At 65.9% G+C, this 17,379-nt stretch carries 17 protein-coding genes; 9 read left to right on the forward strand and 8 right to left on the reverse strand.

Annotation, left to right across the window (positions count from 1 at the left end; all coding sequences use genetic code 11):
• Positions 1-266 precede the first annotated feature (266 nt).
• Genes P6U30_RS24520 through P6U30_RS24530 form a run of 3 tightly spaced genes read left to right on the forward strand, consistent with a single transcriptional unit; the run spans position 267 to position 3,737 of the window.
• Positions 267-2,546, forward strand: a complete 2,280-nt coding sequence (locus P6U30_RS24520; protein ID WP_407165454.1) for a transglycosylase domain-containing protein — start codon at positions 267-269, stop codon at positions 2,544-2,546.
• Between the two features lies 1 nt (position 2,547).
• On the forward strand, positions 2,548-3,126 hold the full coding sequence (locus P6U30_RS24525) for a DUF1214 domain-containing protein (protein WP_407165455.1): 579 nt from the start codon (positions 2,548-2,550) through the stop codon (positions 3,124-3,126).
• Positions 3,123-3,737, forward strand: coding sequence for a DUF1254 domain-containing protein (locus P6U30_RS24530; protein WP_407165456.1), 615 nt, complete (start codon positions 3,123-3,125; stop codon positions 3,735-3,737). Before P6U30_RS24525 ends, P6U30_RS24530 begins: the two co-directional genes overlap by 4 nt.
• On the opposite strand, the gene P6U30_RS24535 is transcribed toward P6U30_RS24530, so the two are convergent.
• Entirely contained in the window at positions 3,734-4,579 is an 846-nt protein-coding gene (locus tag P6U30_RS24535; protein ID WP_407165457.1) for an MBL fold metallo-hydrolase, read from the reverse strand. The genes P6U30_RS24530 and P6U30_RS24535 overlap by 4 nt on opposite strands.
• 91 nt (positions 4,580-4,670) lie before the next feature.
• Here P6U30_RS24535 and P6U30_RS24540 point away from each other — a divergent pair, with 91 nt between their 5' ends.
• On the forward strand, positions 4,671-5,552 hold the full coding sequence (locus P6U30_RS24540; RefSeq protein ID WP_407165458.1) for a LysR family transcriptional regulator: 882 nt from the start codon (positions 4,671-4,673) through the stop codon (positions 5,550-5,552).
• Here P6U30_RS24540 and P6U30_RS24545 read toward each other — a convergent pair.
• Together P6U30_RS24545 and P6U30_RS24550 are read right to left on the reverse strand one after the other, a co-directional pair.
• On the reverse strand, positions 5,521-6,288 hold the full coding sequence (locus P6U30_RS24545; protein WP_407165459.1) for a hypothetical protein: 768 nt from the start codon (positions 6,286-6,288) through the stop codon (positions 5,521-5,523). The genes P6U30_RS24540 and P6U30_RS24545 overlap by 32 nt on opposite strands.
• A 16-nt stretch (positions 6,289-6,304) precedes the next feature.
• Complete coding sequence (locus tag P6U30_RS24550) at positions 6,305-6,502, reverse strand: hypothetical protein (protein ID WP_407165460.1); 198 nt, start codon at positions 6,500-6,502, stop codon at positions 6,305-6,307.
• Between the two features lie 296 nt (positions 6,503-6,798).
• On the opposite strand from P6U30_RS24550, the gene P6U30_RS24555 reads away from it, so the two are divergent.
• On the forward strand, positions 6,799-7,731 hold the full coding sequence (locus P6U30_RS24555) for a DUF2336 domain-containing protein (protein WP_407165461.1): 933 nt from the start codon (positions 6,799-6,801) through the stop codon (positions 7,729-7,731).
• Here P6U30_RS24555 and P6U30_RS24560 read toward each other — a convergent pair.
• Positions 7,728-8,072: a DUF1491 family protein gene (locus P6U30_RS24560; RefSeq protein WP_407147373.1), complete on the reverse strand. Its 345-nt coding sequence runs from the start codon at positions 8,070-8,072 to the stop codon at positions 7,728-7,730. The two genes, P6U30_RS24555 and P6U30_RS24560, sit on opposite strands and share 4 nt — an antisense overlap.
• Before the next feature lie 222 nt (positions 8,073-8,294).
• On the opposite strand from P6U30_RS24560, the gene P6U30_RS24565 reads away from it, so the two are divergent.
• Positions 8,295-9,938, forward strand: a complete 1,644-nt coding sequence (locus P6U30_RS24565; protein WP_407165462.1) for an ankyrin repeat domain-containing protein — start codon at positions 8,295-8,297, stop codon at positions 9,936-9,938.
• 9 nt (positions 9,939-9,947) lie between these two features.
• On the opposite strand, the gene P6U30_RS24570 is transcribed toward P6U30_RS24565, so the two are convergent.
• Both P6U30_RS24570 and P6U30_RS24575 read right to left on the reverse strand, forming a co-directional pair.
• A complete protein-coding gene (locus P6U30_RS24570; RefSeq protein WP_407165463.1) occupies positions 9,948-10,682 on the reverse strand; it encodes a peptidoglycan-binding protein in 735 nt (244 codons plus the stop codon).
• 7 nt (positions 10,683-10,689) lie between these two features.
• Positions 10,690-12,498 (reverse strand): PAS domain-containing sensor histidine kinase, encoded by a 1,809-nt coding sequence (locus P6U30_RS24575; RefSeq protein WP_407165464.1) that lies wholly within the window; start codon positions 12,496-12,498, stop codon positions 10,690-10,692.
• A gap of 429 nt (positions 12,499-12,927) precedes the next feature.
• Here P6U30_RS24575 and P6U30_RS24580 point away from each other — a divergent pair, with 429 nt between their 5' ends.
• A complete protein-coding gene (locus P6U30_RS24580) occupies positions 12,928-13,317 on the forward strand; it encodes a DUF5330 domain-containing protein (RefSeq protein WP_407165465.1) in 390 nt (129 codons plus the stop codon).
• Between the two features lie 89 nt (positions 13,318-13,406).
• Entirely contained in the window at positions 13,407-13,838 is a 432-nt protein-coding gene (locus P6U30_RS24585) for a SufE family protein (RefSeq protein WP_407165466.1), read from the forward strand.
• A gap of 32 nt (positions 13,839-13,870) precedes the next feature.
• Here P6U30_RS24585 and P6U30_RS24590 read toward each other — a convergent pair whose 3' ends face one another.
• Positions 13,871-14,284, reverse strand: a complete 414-nt coding sequence (locus P6U30_RS24590) for a MucR family transcriptional regulator (RefSeq protein ID WP_407165467.1) — start codon at positions 14,282-14,284, stop codon at positions 13,871-13,873.
• Positions 14,285-14,469: 185 nt separating this feature from the next.
• A complete protein-coding gene (locus P6U30_RS24595) occupies positions 14,470-15,363 on the reverse strand; it encodes a DUF308 domain-containing protein (RefSeq protein WP_407165468.1) in 894 nt (297 codons plus the stop codon).
• 338 nt (positions 15,364-15,701) lie between these two features.
• Here P6U30_RS24595 and P6U30_RS24600 point away from each other — a divergent pair, with 338 nt between their 5' ends.
• Positions 15,702-17,351: a glycosyltransferase family 39 protein gene (locus P6U30_RS24600; protein ID WP_407165469.1), complete on the forward strand. Its 1,650-nt coding sequence runs from the start codon at positions 15,702-15,704 to the stop codon at positions 17,349-17,351.
• Positions 17,352-17,379 lie beyond the last annotated feature (28 nt).

The raw sequence follows: 17,379 nt of genomic DNA on the forward strand, positions 1-17,379 counted from the left end.
AAATGCTGATCGGGCTCTTCTTGGGATGCCGCCGAAGACTGCGCAAGGGGGTGCTTTTGCGGGCTCGCAAAAGCCGGCAGGCGACGTTAGCCCTCTCATTAAATTCACAAGCTGCGCCATTGGTTTATGGCTGCCGCTCGGATAGAACAAGCAGCGAGTCCCCAACGACGCAAAAGCGCCTTGGGCTTGCCGCAACCTCCAAGCAAGACGCTCGTTGGTGCCCGCGTGGGGCGCTTGCAGCGCTGTCGAACTGATCAAGGGCCACGGTGCGTCAGATCCTACCGCCGCATTGGAAGCAGAAGGTCCGGAATTTCTTCCTCGACCTCGATGCGCGCATCGACTCGACCTTATTCTCGTCGGGCAAGGGGCTGCGCGAGCTCTACGAGCGCTATTCCACCTTCATGGATCGCTTCTATGTTGGCCGCTGGAAGCGCTGGGTGTTCATCGAGCCGCTATCGGAGGCCGCGACCATCGGGCTCGCCGGCATGGTGCTGATGCTGACGCTCGCGATCCCCGCCTTCCACGAGACCGCCGACGAGGACTGGCTGAAGAAATCCGACCTCGCCGTGACTTTCCTCGATCGCTACGGCAACCCGATCGGCAGCCGCGGTATCAAGCATAATGACTCGATCCCGCTGGAGGACTTTCCGGACAACCTGATCAAGGCGACACTCGCGACCGAGGACCGCCGCTTCTACGATCACTTCGGCATCGACGTACCGGGCCTGGCGCGCGCGCTCGTTACCAACGCGCAGGCCGGCGGTGTTCGCCAGGGCGGTTCATCGATCACCCAGCAGCTGGCCAAGAACTTGTTCCTGAACAACGAGCGCACCATCGAACGCAAGGTGAAGGAAGCCTTCCTTGCGATCTGGCTGGAGACGCGTCTCAGCAAGAACGAGATCCTCAAGCTGTATCTCGATCGCGCCTATATGGGTGGCGGCACCTTCGGCGTCGACGGCGCGGCGCATTTCTACTTCAACAAGTCGGTGCGCGACGTGAACCTCGCGGAAGCCGCGATGCTCGCCGGCCTGTTCAAGGCGCCGACCAAATATGCCCCGCACATCAACCTGCCGGCTGCGCGCGCCCGCGCCAATGTCGTGCTCGACAACCTCGTCGATGCCGGCTTCATGACCGAGGGCCAGGTGTTCGGCGCCCGCCGCAATCCGGCGGTGGCGGTCGACCGGCGCGACGAGAACTCGCCGAACTACTATCTCGACTACGCCTTCGACGAAATGCGCAAGCTCGTCGACACCTTCCCGAAATCCTACACCGAACGCGTCTTCGTGGTGCGCACCGCGATCGATATGAACGTGCAGCACGCGGCCGAAGAAACCATCGAGAACGAGCTGCGCCAGTTCGGCCGCGATTATCACGCCACGCAGGCGGCGACCGTGGTGTCCGATCTCGACGGCGGCATCCGCGCCATGGTCGGCGGGCGCGACTACGGCGCGAGCCAGTTCAACCGCGCGGTCGACGCCTATCGGCAACCCGGCTCGTCGTTCAAGCCTTACGTCTACACCACCGCGCTGTTGAACGGCTTCACGCCGAACTCGAAGATCGTCGACGGCCCGGTCTGCATCGGCAACTGGTGCCCGCAGAACTATGGCCACTCCTATTCCGGCTCGGTGACGCTGACGCAGGCGATCACCCGCTCGATCAACGTCATCCCGGTCAAGCTCTCGATCCTGCTCGGCGGCAAGCAAGGGCCGAAGGCCGGCCGCGCCAAGATCGTCGAGGTCGCGCGGCGCTTCGGGCTGACGGCGCCGCTGCCCGACACGCCGTCGCTGCCGATCGGCTCCGACGAAGTCACCGTGCTCGAACACGCCGTCGCCTATGCGACCTTCCCGAACCGGGGCAAGGCCGTGACGCCGCATGCGGTCCTCGAGGTCCGCACCGGCGCCGGCGACCTGGTCTGGCGCTGGGACCGCGACGGCCCGAAGCCGCGCCAAGCGATTCCGCCGAACATCGCCGCCGACATGGCGGGCATGATGAGCCACGTGGTCAGCGAAGGCACCGCGCGCCGCGCTGCGCTCGACGGCATTCCGACCGCGGGCAAGACCGGCACCACCAACGCCTACCGCGATGCCTGGTTCGTCGGCTACACCGGCAACTTCACCTGCGCGGTCTGGTTCGGCAACGATGACTATTCGCCGACCAACCGCATGACCGGCGGCTCGCTGCCGGCACAGACCTGGCACGACATCATGGTCGCCGCGCATCAAGGCGTCGAAGTGAAAGAACTGATCGGCGTCGGCATGGGCCAGAAGCTGCCGCAACCGGCGAACGTCGCGGCGAATGCGGCTCCGAAAGTGCTGGAGACCAGGCCGGGCCCGCCGCCGGTGCTGACCAAGCGCGGCGCGGATGTCCTGGTCCGGGTCGAGAAGGAGCTCGATGAAGCCGCCAAGACCATTGGCAAGACCACGCTGAACGAGCCCTCCAACGGCACCGCCAAGCCGGGATCCTCCAGCGCGCTGGCCTTCCCCGAAAACTACGTCGCCACGGCCGGGGCGGACGGCACGACGGCGACCGTGCCAAGCAAGAATTGACGTGCGGCTGCTCTTCTCCACCTTGCTGGCGCTGTTGATCGCCACCGCCGTCGGGCTCGGCCTGACCTACATGACCGCGACCCGCGGCACCGATCTCGGCACCTTGAAAATCGGCGCCTGGACCGCGCGGCCGAAGAACGGCACGTCCGACGTCGACCCCTATTCGCGGGCGACGATCGCGCGCAGCGGCGAGCTGCCGGTCGGCACCGGCGACGGCATCGCGTTCACCGCCACCACCGACGACAAGAACAAGCCGCTCGACGGCCGCTGCGACGTCATCGTCAGCGGCGTGACGCCGGCGGCGCGGTTCTGGACACTGACGCTGTTCGACCGCAAGGGCCATCTCGTCGCCAACGCCCTGCAGCGCTACGGCTTCACCAGCCAGGAGATCATCCGCGCCTCCGACGGCACGTTCGAGATCCACATCGCCTCGCGCGCGCGAGCCGGCAACTGGCTGCCGACCGGCGGCATCGAGCGCTACGCGCTGATGCTCCGCCTCTATGATACCCCGGTCGGGGTGGCGACCCGTACGCAGCGAGACGCGCCGCTGCCAGCGATCGCGACGACGGGCTGCCCATGATCCGTCTGCTGTTCACCATCATCGCGGGCGTGCTGCTGGGCGGCGTGGTGCATCTCGTCAGCGTGCTGGCGCTGCCGAGCATCGCCTCGCAGGACGCCTATTCGCGGCTGACGCCGATGACCAAGCTCAACGAGGTGACGCAGCTCCCGCTGGCCGATCCCGGCAATTCGCCGATGCCGTTGATGGACCCGGCCTTCGCGATGGCGATCTGCCGCTACGATCTGTCGACCGGACCGATCAAGCTCACCGTGCCGGTGAGCCAGGCCTATACGTCGGTGTCGTTCTACACCCGCCAGGAGATCGCCTATTACGCCATCAACGACCGCTCCGCCGGCAAGAAGGTGATCGAGCTCGACCTGATGACGGAAGCGCAGCACGAAGACCTGCCCGAGGACGAGGAGATCACCTCCGCCGACCGGCTGATCATCGACTCGCCGACCACCACCGGGCTGATCCTGCTGAAGGCGCTGGCGCCGGAGCCCGGCCTGATGCCGCAGGCGCAGGCCTCGCTGGCCGCCGCGAAGTGCAAGGTGCAATCCGAGCCGACGGCGGCAAAGCAGGATGCGCCAACGCCCGCTCCGTCCGCGCCGCCTCCGGCGCGCAAGCGCTAGGCGGCCGCCGCGGGAGCGTGCCGGCCGCAGCGGCAGGCCTCGTAGTCGACGGGATCGTGGCTGTTGACGATGGTGACCATGTCGCCATGAGCCGCCTTCAGCGCCCGCAGCCGCTCCTGGTTCTGGACGCGGGCGGCGCGATCCATATCGACGCGGCGCTGGAACATGCCGAGCACGAGCGGGATCCGCGGTCTCGCATCGAGCTGGGCATGATGGAAATAGGCATCGCCGGCGTGCAGCAGCCACCTGCCGCCGTCGCGCACCGCGATCGCGCAATGGCCGAGCGTGTGCCCCGGCAGCGGGATCATGAGGATGTCGGGCTCGCGGTCGCCGAGCGCGCGCACGCCGGCAAAGCCGAACCAGTTCTCGCCGCCGCCGTCATGGAGCGCCCAGTCCGGCCCATGCCGCCACTGCGCTGGGACGTAGCGACCGGCCGGCGGCGCAATCTGCCGCGTCACCGCCATCTCGTATTCCCTGCGATGGACGTGAACCCTGGCCTTCGGAAAGTCCGCCACCCCGCCCGCATGATCGCGATCGAGATGCGTCAGCAAGAGATGCCGCACGTCATCAGGCGAAAAGCCGAGCGCCTTGACCTGCCGGGCCGCAGTCTCCGCTGGATCGAGCCGCGGCGTGGTCTGCCGCACCCATTTGCGGCCGAGCCGCGAGGGGTCGGCGATATCGTCGAGCCCGATGCCGGTATCGACCAGCACGAGACCGTGATTGCTCTCGACGAGCAGGCAGTGGCAGACCATTCGCCCGCGCTGGAACAGACCGCCGGTGCCGTTCACAAATCGCTGTCCGATCGGGCACATGGTGCCGGTGTTGAGATGATGGATGCGCATGACGAGCCCTCCGCTAGATGAGCGCACGGCTTGCCACGGCTTATGCCATAGGTAAAATATTGTCTTCCGATCTAGTCGATAGGATTGGCCTATGGATATCCGCGAGCTGCGCTATTTCGCGGCGGTCTACCGCGAGCGCAACCTCACTGCCGCAGCGAAGCGCTGCTTCATCTCGCAGCCGTCGATCTCGGCGGCGATCACCAATCTGGAGGCCGAGCTCGGCACCACGCTGTTCATCCGGCACAAGAAGGGCATGGCGCCGACGGAATCCGCCGCGCAATTCCATGCCGTCGCCCGCAGGATCATCGATGAGACGGACGCTGCACGAAACCTGTTTCGCAAGCCCGCGACGCGGCAGGCGCTGACGGTCGGATTGTTGCGCACGCTCGATCAGGCGCGCACGATTGCGCTTTTGAAGCCGTTGACCGGCAACGCCGACATCGCGCTGCGTCTGGTCGGCGCCAACGAGAAGGCCGACGCGCGAATCGTCTCGAAGAGCATGATCGGCGCCGGCGAGCACTTCATCCCGCTCTGGAGCGAGCGTTACGTCGCGGCGCTGCCGCCGTCGCATCCGCTCACCCTGAAGGAGACGCTGCGGACCGCCGACCTCGCGGGCGTTCCGATGATCGATCGCTGCCATTGCGAGCAGCAGGGATTCTTCAAGCGCGCCTCGCCGCCGCGCGCCCCGGTGGCGATCGCGGAATCGGAGGATTGGGCGATGGCGCTGGTTGCCGCCGGCGTCGGCGTTGCGATCGTCCCTGAAGGGGTGGCGCGCGGCAATCCCGATGTCGCGGTGCGCGCGATCGAGATCGATGTGACGCGGCAGGTCGGGCTCGCCTATTCCGCGGCCCGTCCGCCGTCGGACGCGCTGAAGGAATTCATTGCGACGCTACCGCGGCCGCACGCGACCGGCGCCCGCGCAAAGTCGAAGGCGAGCAAGCCTAACCCTTCGACACCACGGCGCGGCCGATGACCGGTGGAGAGACGACCGGCGAAGTCGCCGCGAGCCGGGCGAGTTCGCCAATCTGGCGGTCGGCGTCCGCCGCCATGCCGTCGGGCGCCTGGATCACCAGCCGCTCCAGCGCCCAGCGATAGGACGAGATGCGCCGCTCGAGGCTCTGCTGGACCCACTGCACGATCAGCGCGTTCTCTTCCATCCGCGCGACGGCGTCGGCGCGCTCACGCGGCGACACGTCCGCGATCATATTGAGGCTGGCGTTGCGCTTGCGGTCGAGGTCGATGACCTGGCCCGCGGTCGCGAAGAACGGCTCGAAGCGCGTGATGTCGTCGCGGACGTCATCGATCAGCAGCGAATAGCGCGAGGCAAACGAGCGATGCGGCTCGTCGATCAGATTGCGCCCGTAAGCCGTGCGGTCAAACACCACCCTCTGCCGCCATGGCGACGGCAGCCGCTGGTAGTCGCCAAACACGCTCTTCCAGGCCGGGCGCGACAGCGGCGCCTCGATGAACTGATAGGCGAGATCGCGGAGCTGGCGTTCGTTCTCGGTGAGCTGAAACTGGGAGGCCCGCATGCCGACGCTGCCGGTCGCCTCGGCGCCGAGCCAGCGGTGCATATCGTCGTTACGGAAGTCTGCGCGGGTGCGTCCGAAATCACCGCCACTGCAGCCGCAGAGGGCTGTGCCCGCCAACAGCACTATCAACGCCGGGAACGCCCGTCGGCCGCCAATCCGTTGCGCAAGGTCCGGCATCGCGCGATGTCCGCAATCAGGAACGCCGGCGGCGACGGCGGCCCGGTGCAGTCCCTTGTTCGGGTCCGCGATCGCCGCCGGTTTGCTCGGCGCCTCGCTCGATCCGAACGACGGGAAGGATCAAGACCTTTCCTACGCCTTGGCTTGCAGCGCCGTCCATCATGTTCGGCCGCCGCGTAGTCGCATCCGCCGGAAACTCAATGATGGTGCCCATGTTCCGTTCTCTCCGGCCCCCGCATGGACATGATTTGCCCTGCGCTCTGAATTAAGAGCACGCATGGTTAATGACATCTTAATCTGCGGATGCGGGCGGTTACGGATGTGGCGCTGTGCCTTATTCGACACGCGCAAATTGTAGCGTTCGCCTTCACGACTTATTTTCCTTAACTGCCTCTTAAAGCAGCCCGCGTAAGCTCGCCTGCACAAGGCTTTCCAAACTCGAACCGATACCGACGTCGCGTAACGCCCGAGATGAGCGCTGCTCCACTATTTCCCGGCTTTGATGGGCTGATGACGCTCTCCCGTCGCGAGGGTGTCGATATCCGCCCGACCTTGCTGCGCGTGCTGACTGACCTCTACGTGCAGGCAAGCGCCCACTCCGCCGACGAGGAGCAGCAATTCGTCGAGCTGACGTCGCGGCTGATCGATGAGGTCGACGACGCGACCCGCGCTGCCGTCCGCGCGCGCCTCGCGATCTATCCAGGAACGCCCGCCAGGATCCTCGACAAGCTTGGGCTGCACCGTGCCGGTCCAGGCCAGCCAACGCCGGTCGCTTCTCCCATTCCCGCTCCCGCGCCTCCTGCGCCGACGGCCCGGATCCCAACGGAGGCAGAGCTGCGTATGGCGGCGAGCCTGTCGATGCGGCCGAACGATGCCGCCGAAATCTCGGACACATTCTTTGCCGCCAGCGCCAGCGAGCGCGCGCGGATCCTGCACAATCTGCAGGACACGCCGCTGAAGGCGGCCGCGCGGATTCCCGCCGCCCGCGCCGCACGCGCGATCCATATCCTGGAGATGGCGGCATTCGCCGAGGACATCGACAACTTCACGCTGGAGCTCGGCGAGGCGTTGATCCTGCCGTCGCGGATCGCCGCGCAGGTGGTGAACGATCCCGGCGGCGAGCCGCTCGCCAGTGCGATGCGGGCGCTCGACGTGTCGAGCGCGGCGTTCCAGCGGATCCTGATGTTCCTCAACCCGGAAGCGGGCTCGTCGGTCAACTATGTCTATCGCCTGTCCCGGCTCTACGATCGCCTGAGCGAACGCTCTGCATTGGTGATGCTGGCGGCGTGGCGCGGTTCGACCATGGCGGTGGCCCGCGCCAAATATCGCTCCTCGCTCTATGACGATGAGCTGCATCGCACGCGTCCGGCATCGTCGCCGACGCGGCCGGCCGTGCAGCCCGGCAGCGCGCCGGCCATTCGCAACCAGAAATCCAAAAGCTAGCTTCTCGCAAGATCGAGGAAGTGGCGCCCGGTCGGGTCCTCGGTCTCGACGATCCAGGCGTCGGGATCGAAGCGGACCTCCTTGACCAGCCGCTGCTCGACCGACGGCTCGGGCAACGGCTGCGGCGCGATCGGAACAAACAGACGTTCGACCGGGCGGCTGTCGTCATAGACCGTCTGCGGCGCCGGCGCATACAGCATCGCATTGCCATCCATCAGCGCCACCTTGACGAAGACGGCACCGGCCTCCTCGGCGCCCTTCTTGCGGATCGCGCCGAAGACGCCCTCGGTCTGGCAGCGGCGCAGATAGGCGGCCACCCAAATGCTGGTTTTCAATCGCATCCGCCGACCTATAGGCCAGCGGCGCGGCCCCGTGCAATCGTGATGTCAAGCAAGCCCGCGGGTTGACCGTTACGGGGAGCCTCCATATCCTTGTCGTCGCGGTGCAAGCCGCACCCGGGTCCACGGGAAGGGTTGAACCCACTTGCAGCAATCAAGCGGCACATCGAGCCTTTGTGCAGCCGGTTTTGTGGACCATCGGCGATCCATGCACGGAGGTTTTCCATGGACCGATCGCCCGCGCGATTGAATCTCGAACATCTGAAGAAGCAGGCCAAGGAGCTGATGCGGCTCTACCGGCGACGGGCGCCGGAGGCTTACGCCCGCTTCCGGCACGCGCTTCCGGCGGCGGCCGGGCGCAGTGACGACGACATCGCCGCGCTCAACCTGCGGCTCCACGACGCGCAGTCCTGCGTGGCGCGCGATCTTGGTTTCGTTTCATGGATGGATGTACGGCGTTACGTCGAGGCACAATCGCCTCCCGGCAAGAGCAAACCCGATCGCGTGCTGCGCTGGCTCCAGCTTGTCTATGCGGGGGATGTCGACGGCACGACCAATCGCGCCAATCCGCGCGTTGCGGCAAGGATGATCTCCGAAGATCCCGATCTGGCCACCGGTGATCCCTATCTGGCCTGCGCCATCGGCGACGAAGCTGCCGTGCGACAGGCAACGACCAGCGATCCCGGTTGGGTCAACCGGCCGGGCGGACCGCTGACGCTGCCGCCACTTGTCGCCGTCACGCATTCCAGCCTGCTGCAGATTCCGGACTTCCGCGCGCGCCTGCATCGCTGTGCACGCCTCCTGCTGCAGGCCGGCGCCGATCCCGATCAGAACATCGCCAGTCGCTGGCCGCCGGCATCGCTCAGCCAGCCGGACGACCGCTTTCCCTTGTCGGCGCTGTACGGTGCAGCCGGACGCAATCACGATCTGGCCCTGACGCGGATGCTGCTCGAGGCCGGCGCCGATCCGAACGACAACGAGTCGCTGTATCACTCGCTGGAAGGCTTCGTGACGACGGGCGCGCTGCTCGAGCATGGCGCGCGGATCGAGGGCACCAACGCGATGTACAAGGTGCTCGACGACGAGAACGTCGCTGCGCTCGAATTGCTGCTCCGGCACGGCGGCGACCCGAATGAGCCGGCGCGCAACGCGCCGCTGACCGATTACGGCTCGCCGCTGATGTGGGCGATCCGGCGGCGGCGCTCGCCCCGGTGCATCGCGATCTTGCTCGACGCCGGAGCCGATCCGCGCACCACAACCGCCGACGGGCTCGGCGCCTACAGGTTCGCGCTGCAATTCGGACTGACCGACGTCGCCGAACTTCTGCGCGAACGGATGGGCGCCGAACCGGTTCCCGATGACGAGCGGTTCGTCGCCGCGTGCGCCAGCGGCAACGAGAGCGAGGCACGGCGGATTCAGGCCGAACGCCCCGATCTTCCGCACTCGCTCTCGGCGCAACAGTTGCGCTTGCTGCCCGAACTCGCGGCTGCCGGTAACGACGCTGGCGTGCGGTTGATGGTCGAGCTCGACTGGCCCATCGCAGTGCGCGGCGGTGACTGGGATGCATCCGCGCTCAATCACGCGGTGTTCCGCGGCAATGCCGGCTTGACGCGGCTCCTGCTCGAGCACGGCGCACAATGGACAGAGCAGCACGGCTTCGGCGATAACGCTTCCGGCACGCTGTCCTGGGCGTCCTGCAACGGGCCGGTCGAGGGTGGCGATTGGGCCGGCTGCGCCCAGGCCCTGCTCGACCACGGCATGCCTCGTGCCGCTCCGGATGGTGACGATCCGGAATGGGTGTTGATCGGGGGCCGCAAGAAGCTGTTCTCCGACGAGGTCAGAGACGTCCTGCTCGGGGACATCGGCTGAGCGGCGGAATCATTCGATCGGGTGGCCGATCATCGCAGAGAGCTCATGCACCAATCGATCGGACATTTGTCCGGTCACCGGGAGCCTGCGCGCACGCTCGAATTTCGCGATCGCCGTCTGGGTGTCCGCGCCGATCGTGCCGGTCGGCTTGAGCTGGCCATAGCCATATTCGGTCAGCGTCCGCTGGACCGCTGCGATGCGCTTTCCGGCGGAGCTCAAGTGCGAGGTCGGGATCGGTGCCGGCGGTCGAATGACGTTGGACGGCGCGGCGGCCGGTGGCGCGGCGGTCGACTTCAGCACCAGACTGGTCATGGGGTCGGACGCCTTCGCTTCAACCGGCTTGGCTTCAGCAGGTTTTGGCTCGGCGGGTCTGGTTTCAGCGGGCCGCGTCTCCACCGGTTTCGCTTCGACCGGCTTGGACGGCTCCACGGCGGCCGGCTCGGCCGAGCGTGCGACAGCTTCAGCCGGGCGCGGACGCGGCAGCGGGCTGGCCGCGGCGGCGACCGGCGCCGGCGGCGGAAGCGTCACGACCGAACCGCCAAACATCGGCGACGGATGACGACCGGCCTGCAGGAACAGGGCATTGATCACGATCGCAACAATGACCGCCGTTGCCAGCACGCCCGCGACCATGTCCTTCGGACTGTGCAGCAGCATGCGCAGGACGAGGCCACGTTCCTCCTCGGCCTCGATCGCCACTGCCTTGGCACCGCGGCGACGGCGCGGCGCTTCATCATCGTCCAAAGTCTTTCTAGGCACTTTTCTTCACCTGATGGGCTTGCTCTTGTAGTCCGGATCGCAGCGCGGGCTTCAGGGGTGAAACATTGCTGGATGGTTCGGAGGCTGCAGCCGGCGTGAACGCGAGCGGCAGCACGATCGATACCGTGGTGCCCTCGCCGACCTTGCTCTCCACGCTCAGTGCGCCGTGATGCAGGCCGACCAATCCCTTGACGATCGAAAGGCCAAGACCCGTGCCCTCGTGCCGCCGCTGATAGGTCTTGCCGGCCTGGAAGAACGGATCGCCGATCCGCTTGAGGTCGTCGGCGGCAATGCCGACACCGGTGTCCGAGACACGCAGCAGCAGCCGCGACCCCTCGACCACAGCCGATACCGTCACCCTGCCGCCGCGCTCGGTGAATTTGATGGCATTGGAGACGAGGTTGAGCACGATCTGCTTGAACGCGCGCGGATCGCCGTTCATGACCGGCAAATCATCGGGGACGCGGGTCACGAGATCGACGCCGTTCTCGCGTGCCTTCAACGCCACCAGGTTGCAGCAACTGACCAGCGCCGGCCGCGGGAGAAACGGCTCGGGAGAAATCTCGAAATTGCCGGACTCCATCTTCGACATGTCGAGAATGCCGTTGACGACCGACAACAAGTGCTGGCCGGAGTCGTGGATGAGTTGGGCGTATTCCTTGCGGCGTGGTGCGTCGAGTCCCAGGGCATCTTCCTGCGCGATCATCTCGGAGAAGCCGATGATGGCGTTAAGAGGCGTCCGCAGTTCGTGGCTCATGGTGGCAAGGAAGCGCGTCTTCGACGCGTCCGCCTGCTCGGCGGCGGTGCGTGCCAGCTCGAGGGCTTGCTCTTGCGCCTTGCGGTCGGTGATGTCGCGGATCACGGCGACGACCTCGGCCTCGCCCGAGCCTTGATCAAGCGGACGGCACCGCATCTCGACCCAGATGAAGTCGGCCGCGGCGGCCTGTCCTCCGGCGGCGTCGCGGCGCAGCCGGAACTCGACGCTGCACGACGCGCCGCCGCGCGCGGCATCCGAAAGTGCCGTGAGATAGGCGGGGCGATCCGCGACGTGAACGCGATCGAACAGACCATGGCCCAACAGCCGCGGCGCCGTCACGCCGAGCATGATTTCGGCCGCGGGCGAAATGAAGCGCACTGCACCGTTGCGGCTGTGCCGCGACAGCACGTCACTCATGTTGTGCGCCAGCAGCCGATAGCGCTCTTCCTCGACGTAGAGCAGCGACACACTGGTGCGCGCCAATGACTCCGCGCCAAAGGCAAGCCCGGCTGCGTAGAATATCGCCGATACGACACCGAACCCGCCCAGCATGCTGTTCGCCGCAATCGCGGGCTCGACAGCCGGCAGCATGTGAAAGTATCCGAGCGCGCTCAGCAGCGCCGCACAGGTCATCGCCAGCGCAAATGCAAAGGCGACCACGCGCCGCGACGCCGACAGCGCCGCCTCGATCGGAATGACGACGAGCCATACGGCCGCGAAGGACGCGATTCCGCCGGTGGTCGCCGCGATCATCATCACGAGACCGGCGAGCGCCAGCGACGACAGTACGTGCGCGCCCTCGTAGCGCCCGGTGCGCGACAGGAACCACGAGAGCAGGATAGGCGCAATCAGCCAGGCGAAAGCGGCGACCTCGATCGCGGTAGGTGCACCGCGCATCGCAAGGAAGGCTGGAAAGGACGCGAGCGCAGCCAGGCTGCCGAGCAGCCGCGGCGCCATGAAGGCGCGATGGCGCGCACGCGTCAGCGCATCATACTGCGCCGACGGATGCAGCAGCGCATCGAGGCAATCGCGAATCAGACTCACTACACTCACAGCACTCGCGCTTCGGCTCGATCGTCAGACAGACGCGCCGGAACGCCTCCTTGGTGATTGCAGGTCAACGTGTCAGAGCGAACTTAAGCGAACGCTAAGGCGAGGCGCCCCGCTACCAAACGCCGTGCATTCGCGAAGCTTTGCCGCGCTATTCACCGCGCATTTGTCAGGGATGGTGAACGGCAGGTTTCCGGACCTGACGATCTATGGTTTCGAAATGGTGGACGCGGCCGATGCCGTGCATCCGGTACCGCTGGACACCATCAATCGAAAATTTACGCCGAATCAAATCAGGGCGATTTTCGGCGAGTTTACCTCAATGCAAACACTTCCGATTTATCGAGCGATGCTACCTGTGAGCCAAATGCGGCATCGACCGCATGTGAAGCAAAAGACAAGACAGACGACCGGGGTCGCGCCATGTTTTTCCTGTTGCGCTTGGCATTCTGGCTCGGGCTGGTGCTCGTGCTCCTGCCGAGGGACAAAACACCTGAATCGGACAATGCGCCGCAGATCAGCGCATCGGACGCGGTATCGGCGGCGACTGCAACCATCAGCGACATGGGCCAGTTCTGCAAACGTCAACCTGCTGCTTGCGAGGTGGGCGGCCAGGCCGCGACCGCGATCGGCCAGCGCGCGACCGACGGAGCGCGCAAGCTCTACCAGATCATCACCGACAAGAAGCCTCCCGACCACACCGGCTCGATCGACCGGGACGATACGGACGGCGCCACGGCCGTCGCCGCATCGCGCGACACCCTGACGGCAGACGATCAGGCGATCGAATTTCACCCGCCGTCGGCGCCATAACCGCAAATTAACCGGGGAACCAGGTCCATTTCCGTCGCATTCGCGGCCCGCCTTCCTATATAACCGCCAAGAACGAAACGCGGGCCGTAATGACGACGATCGACGACATCAGGGACAATTTTTCGCTGCTCGACGAGTGGGACGACCGTTACCGCTACGTCATCGAGCTTGGCCGTGCACTCGAGCCCCTGCCCAAGGAAGAGTATTCGACTGCCAACAAGGTGCAGGGCTGTGTCAGCCAGGTCTGGCTGTCCAAGCGGGTCGACCGCGACGCCAACGGCGAGCCGCGGCTGATCTATCTCGGCGACAGCGACGCGCATATCGTGCGCGGCCTGGTCGCGATCGTGCTGACCCTGTTTTCCGGACATACCCCGAAAGAGATCCTGGCCACCGATGCGCTCGCGCTGTTCGATGAGTTCGGCTTCCGCGACCACCTGACGCCGCAGCGTTCCAACGGCCTGCGGTCAATGGTCGAGCGTATCCGCAATGATGCACGCGAGGCGCTGGCGTCCGCCGCGTAGGGGAACCGCGGTCCACGCCGCGTCGACGCGCCCTACTTTTTCTTCCGCGCCTGCTGGCCCAGTCCCATCTTCTTGGCGAGTTGCGAACGCGCCACTGCGTAGTTCGGCGCGACCATCGGATAGTCGGCCGGTAGCCCCCATTTGTCGCGATACTGCTCCGGCGTCATGTTGTACTGCGTCCGCAAATGGCGCTTGAGCGATTTGAAGCGCTTGCCGTCTTCAAGGCACACCAGATATTCCGGCGTAATCGACTTCTTCATCGACACCGCCGGCTTGGCCGGCTCCAGCGGTGTCTCGTTGCGGCCCGTCGCAACGCGCAGCAGCGCGGCGTGGACCTGGCTGATCAGGTTGGGAATATCCGAGGCGGGCGTCGGATTGTTGCTGAGATAGGCCGACACGATGTTCGCCGTCAGTTCGACCGGACTCTTGCCTGACGTATCCGACATGGCTCAACCTTTCCCTATGTCCTCGAAGGGCGCGGCACGGCGCGCCGACCGATCAGTATCCGGCCGCGGCAATACATGCGCAGAATCTCGTATTACTTTGCGAATATGAGCGAACGACCGGGAATCTGACAAGAATGGCGAGTCCTGGCTTCAAAGCCGGGCTTGTCGCAAGTATTGGCCTCAGCTCAAGGCCGCTGCTCCAGATGCGACCGGAGTTCGTCAATTGAGGCAAACCGCATCATGCCCTCTGGCATCTGCGCCTCGATTGAGCCGTCCGAGTAGAGCGAATAGGCCATTCCGTCCACGACACCGGACTTCAGCACCGTCACCGGGGGCTGTTCCTGGGGCGCCGGCGGGTGGCCGGGCGATGGCGGAGCAGCTTGCGCCTCGCCGAACGTCGACGGCGTGCGGGCCCCGCGCCGCGGAGCGACATCGACCGACCGCGGCCGTTCCGCCTTCGGCCAGGCATCTTCGAAGCTGGGTGAGGACTCGCCGGGCGCGGTGGGATGGGGGCGAAGCTCCGGCGACAGCAGATCGGGAGGCAGCGGCTCCGCGGTCCGGCCTTGGGCACGCTCACGCTCCTTCCGCGAGGTCGAGGAAAACAACAAGTTCCGTCGCCTGGGCGGCGCGGAGGCGGCCTCCGGAGCGGCCCCGGCTGGCGCGGACGGCACCTCGCCTGGCGTGCCGCGGGACGCGATTTCTTCGGCCCAGGGTGGTGGCGAGGCCGTCGGAGCGGCAGGAGCCGCTGCTGGGGCCAGCGGCGGAGGCATCACGGCCTGCGGCTCGCGCTGGAACGGGATGTCCCCCGGAACGGGGCCACGCGGGAAGCTCGGGGTCTCCGGCAGCGGGAACTCGGACCGGGCACCTGCCGCAACGGCGCCCAGCCGCCGGGCGATATTCTGGAGCTCCCGGACGGCCACGGCGATCGCCAGCACGATGGCGCCGGTGCACACGCCGGTGACTCCAGCCATGATCAACGTGCTGCCGACGCTGAATTCCTTATTGGGAATTCCCAGGCCGATCGCCGCCAAGCCCGCCAGGACAAGGCCCGCGCCGACGACCAACAGAGCAACCATCATCGAACTAACCCCCGGGCGGCCCGCGTAAAAATCGGCGTAGCCACCAACGCCACGATACCGTCATATTGCCCACACCGCCAACCGCCAACTGTGGACAGTGTTCCCGAAAATCTCATTACCGCCGGCAGGATAGCGCTCCTGCCGGGATCGGCGCTGGCGCTCCCGGCAACGATTCCCGTAGATCTACTGTCTACGAAATACTGCTAATTTATTGCAACGCTTCCGGGAAATTACGCCACAATTACCAATTACTTGGAAATGGAACTGCGCTATATGGACGCCGGGGAATGAGGCCCTAAAGCGCCAACTGGGCCACAGGGACGCCGGTACCGCTAGCCATGTCATCCATTACGACGTCTGCCATCGATACGCCTGCGCGGCGCTCGGTGGAAAAGACTTGCGACGATCTCGCCATTCTCGTCCTCGGCGTGGTCGCCGTGATCGCTGGTCTCACCTTTCGCGATTACGGACTGGGATGGGACGACTACACCCACGCCGAATACGCCGACCTCCTGCTGCGCATGTACGGTTCCGGCTTCAAGGACACCGGCGCGCTATCCTTTGCCAATCTCTATATGTACGGCGGCGGCTTCGATATGGCGGCCGCCTTGCTGCACAAGATCGTTCCGCTGGAGCTGTTCGAGACGCGCCGGCTGGTCGGCGCCATCGTCGGTGTGATCGGGCTCGCGGTCACCTGGCGGCTGGCACGTCGGGTCGGCGGTCCGCTGGCCGGGCTGGCGGCGCTCCTGCTGCTGGCGCTGTGTCCGACCTTCTACGGTCATATGTTCATGAACCCGAAGGATGCGCCGTTTGCCGTGGCGATGGTGATCCTGATCATGGGCCTCGTCCGCTTGGCGGAAGAATATCCGGCCCCCTCGCCACGCACGGTTCTGATCGTCGGCTTCGGTGCCGGCCTGTCACTCGGATGCCGGGTGCTCGGCGGGCTCGCGCTGATCTATGCGGCCATCGGCTTCATCCCGCTATGGATCGATGAGTGCCGCAATCAGGGCACGGGTGAGGCGCTGCGCCGCTTCGCGCATGTGGTCTACATGCTGCTGCCGGGGCTCGTGTTCGGCTATCTCGTGATGGGCCTGATCTGGCCGTGGTCGATCATGGAGCCCGGCCATCCGCTGGAAGCGGTGACCTACTTCTCGCACTTCTTCGAGAAGCCGTGGAAGGAGATGTTCGACGGCGCGCTGGTGTCAGTGCCGGACATGCCCTGGTCCTATCTGCCGACCCTGTTCGCGCTGCAGCTTCCCGAGGTGCTGCTGGTACTGCTGATCGCGGCCGTCGTCATCGCCTTGACCTCGCTGTCGCGCAAGGAGGTGCCGGCGCGGCGCAAGACCGTGATGCTGATGCTGACGCTGGCGGCGATGCTGCCGCTCGTCATCGCGATGGTGAAGCGGCCGGCGCTCTACAACGGCATCCGTCATTTCATCTTCGTGATTCCGCCGATGACCGTGCTGGCCGGCGTCGCATTCGCGCGCGGCGTCGATTGGCTCGGCGAGAACCGCCGCGCCTGGCAGCCGGCCGCGCTCGCGGTGTTCGCGTTCGGCCTGCTGCTGCCGCTCAGCGAAATGATCCGCTTGCACCCGTATCAGTACACGCACTTCAACCACATCGCCGGCACGGTACGGACCGCCGACAACTACTTCATGCTGGACTACTGGGGCCTCGCGCTGAAGCAGGCTTCGGACGGGCTGCGCGAGCAGTTGGCCGAGCGGCAGGAGGTGCCGCCGCAGGACCGCAAATGGAAGGTCGCGGTCTGCGGTCCGCAGCGGCCGGCCCAGGTCGCGCTCGGCCCCGACTTCACGATCGGCTGGGACAGCAACGGCGCCGACTTCGCCATGACGCTCGGCGAGTTCTACTGCAAGGGTCTGGCCGCGCCCGTGCTGGTCGAGATCAAGCGCGACGACGTGGTGTTCGCCCGCGTCTATGATATCCGCGGCCGCAGCATCTCCAGCCTGCTCACGATCCCGGCTCCCTGAGCGCCGACGCCGGCACAGCAGATCCATC

This window comes from Bradyrhizobium sp. ORS 111 (genome assembly GCF_045571485.1).
In the GTDB taxonomy this organism is placed as follows: domain Bacteria; phylum Pseudomonadota; class Alphaproteobacteria; order Rhizobiales; family Xanthobacteraceae; genus Bradyrhizobium.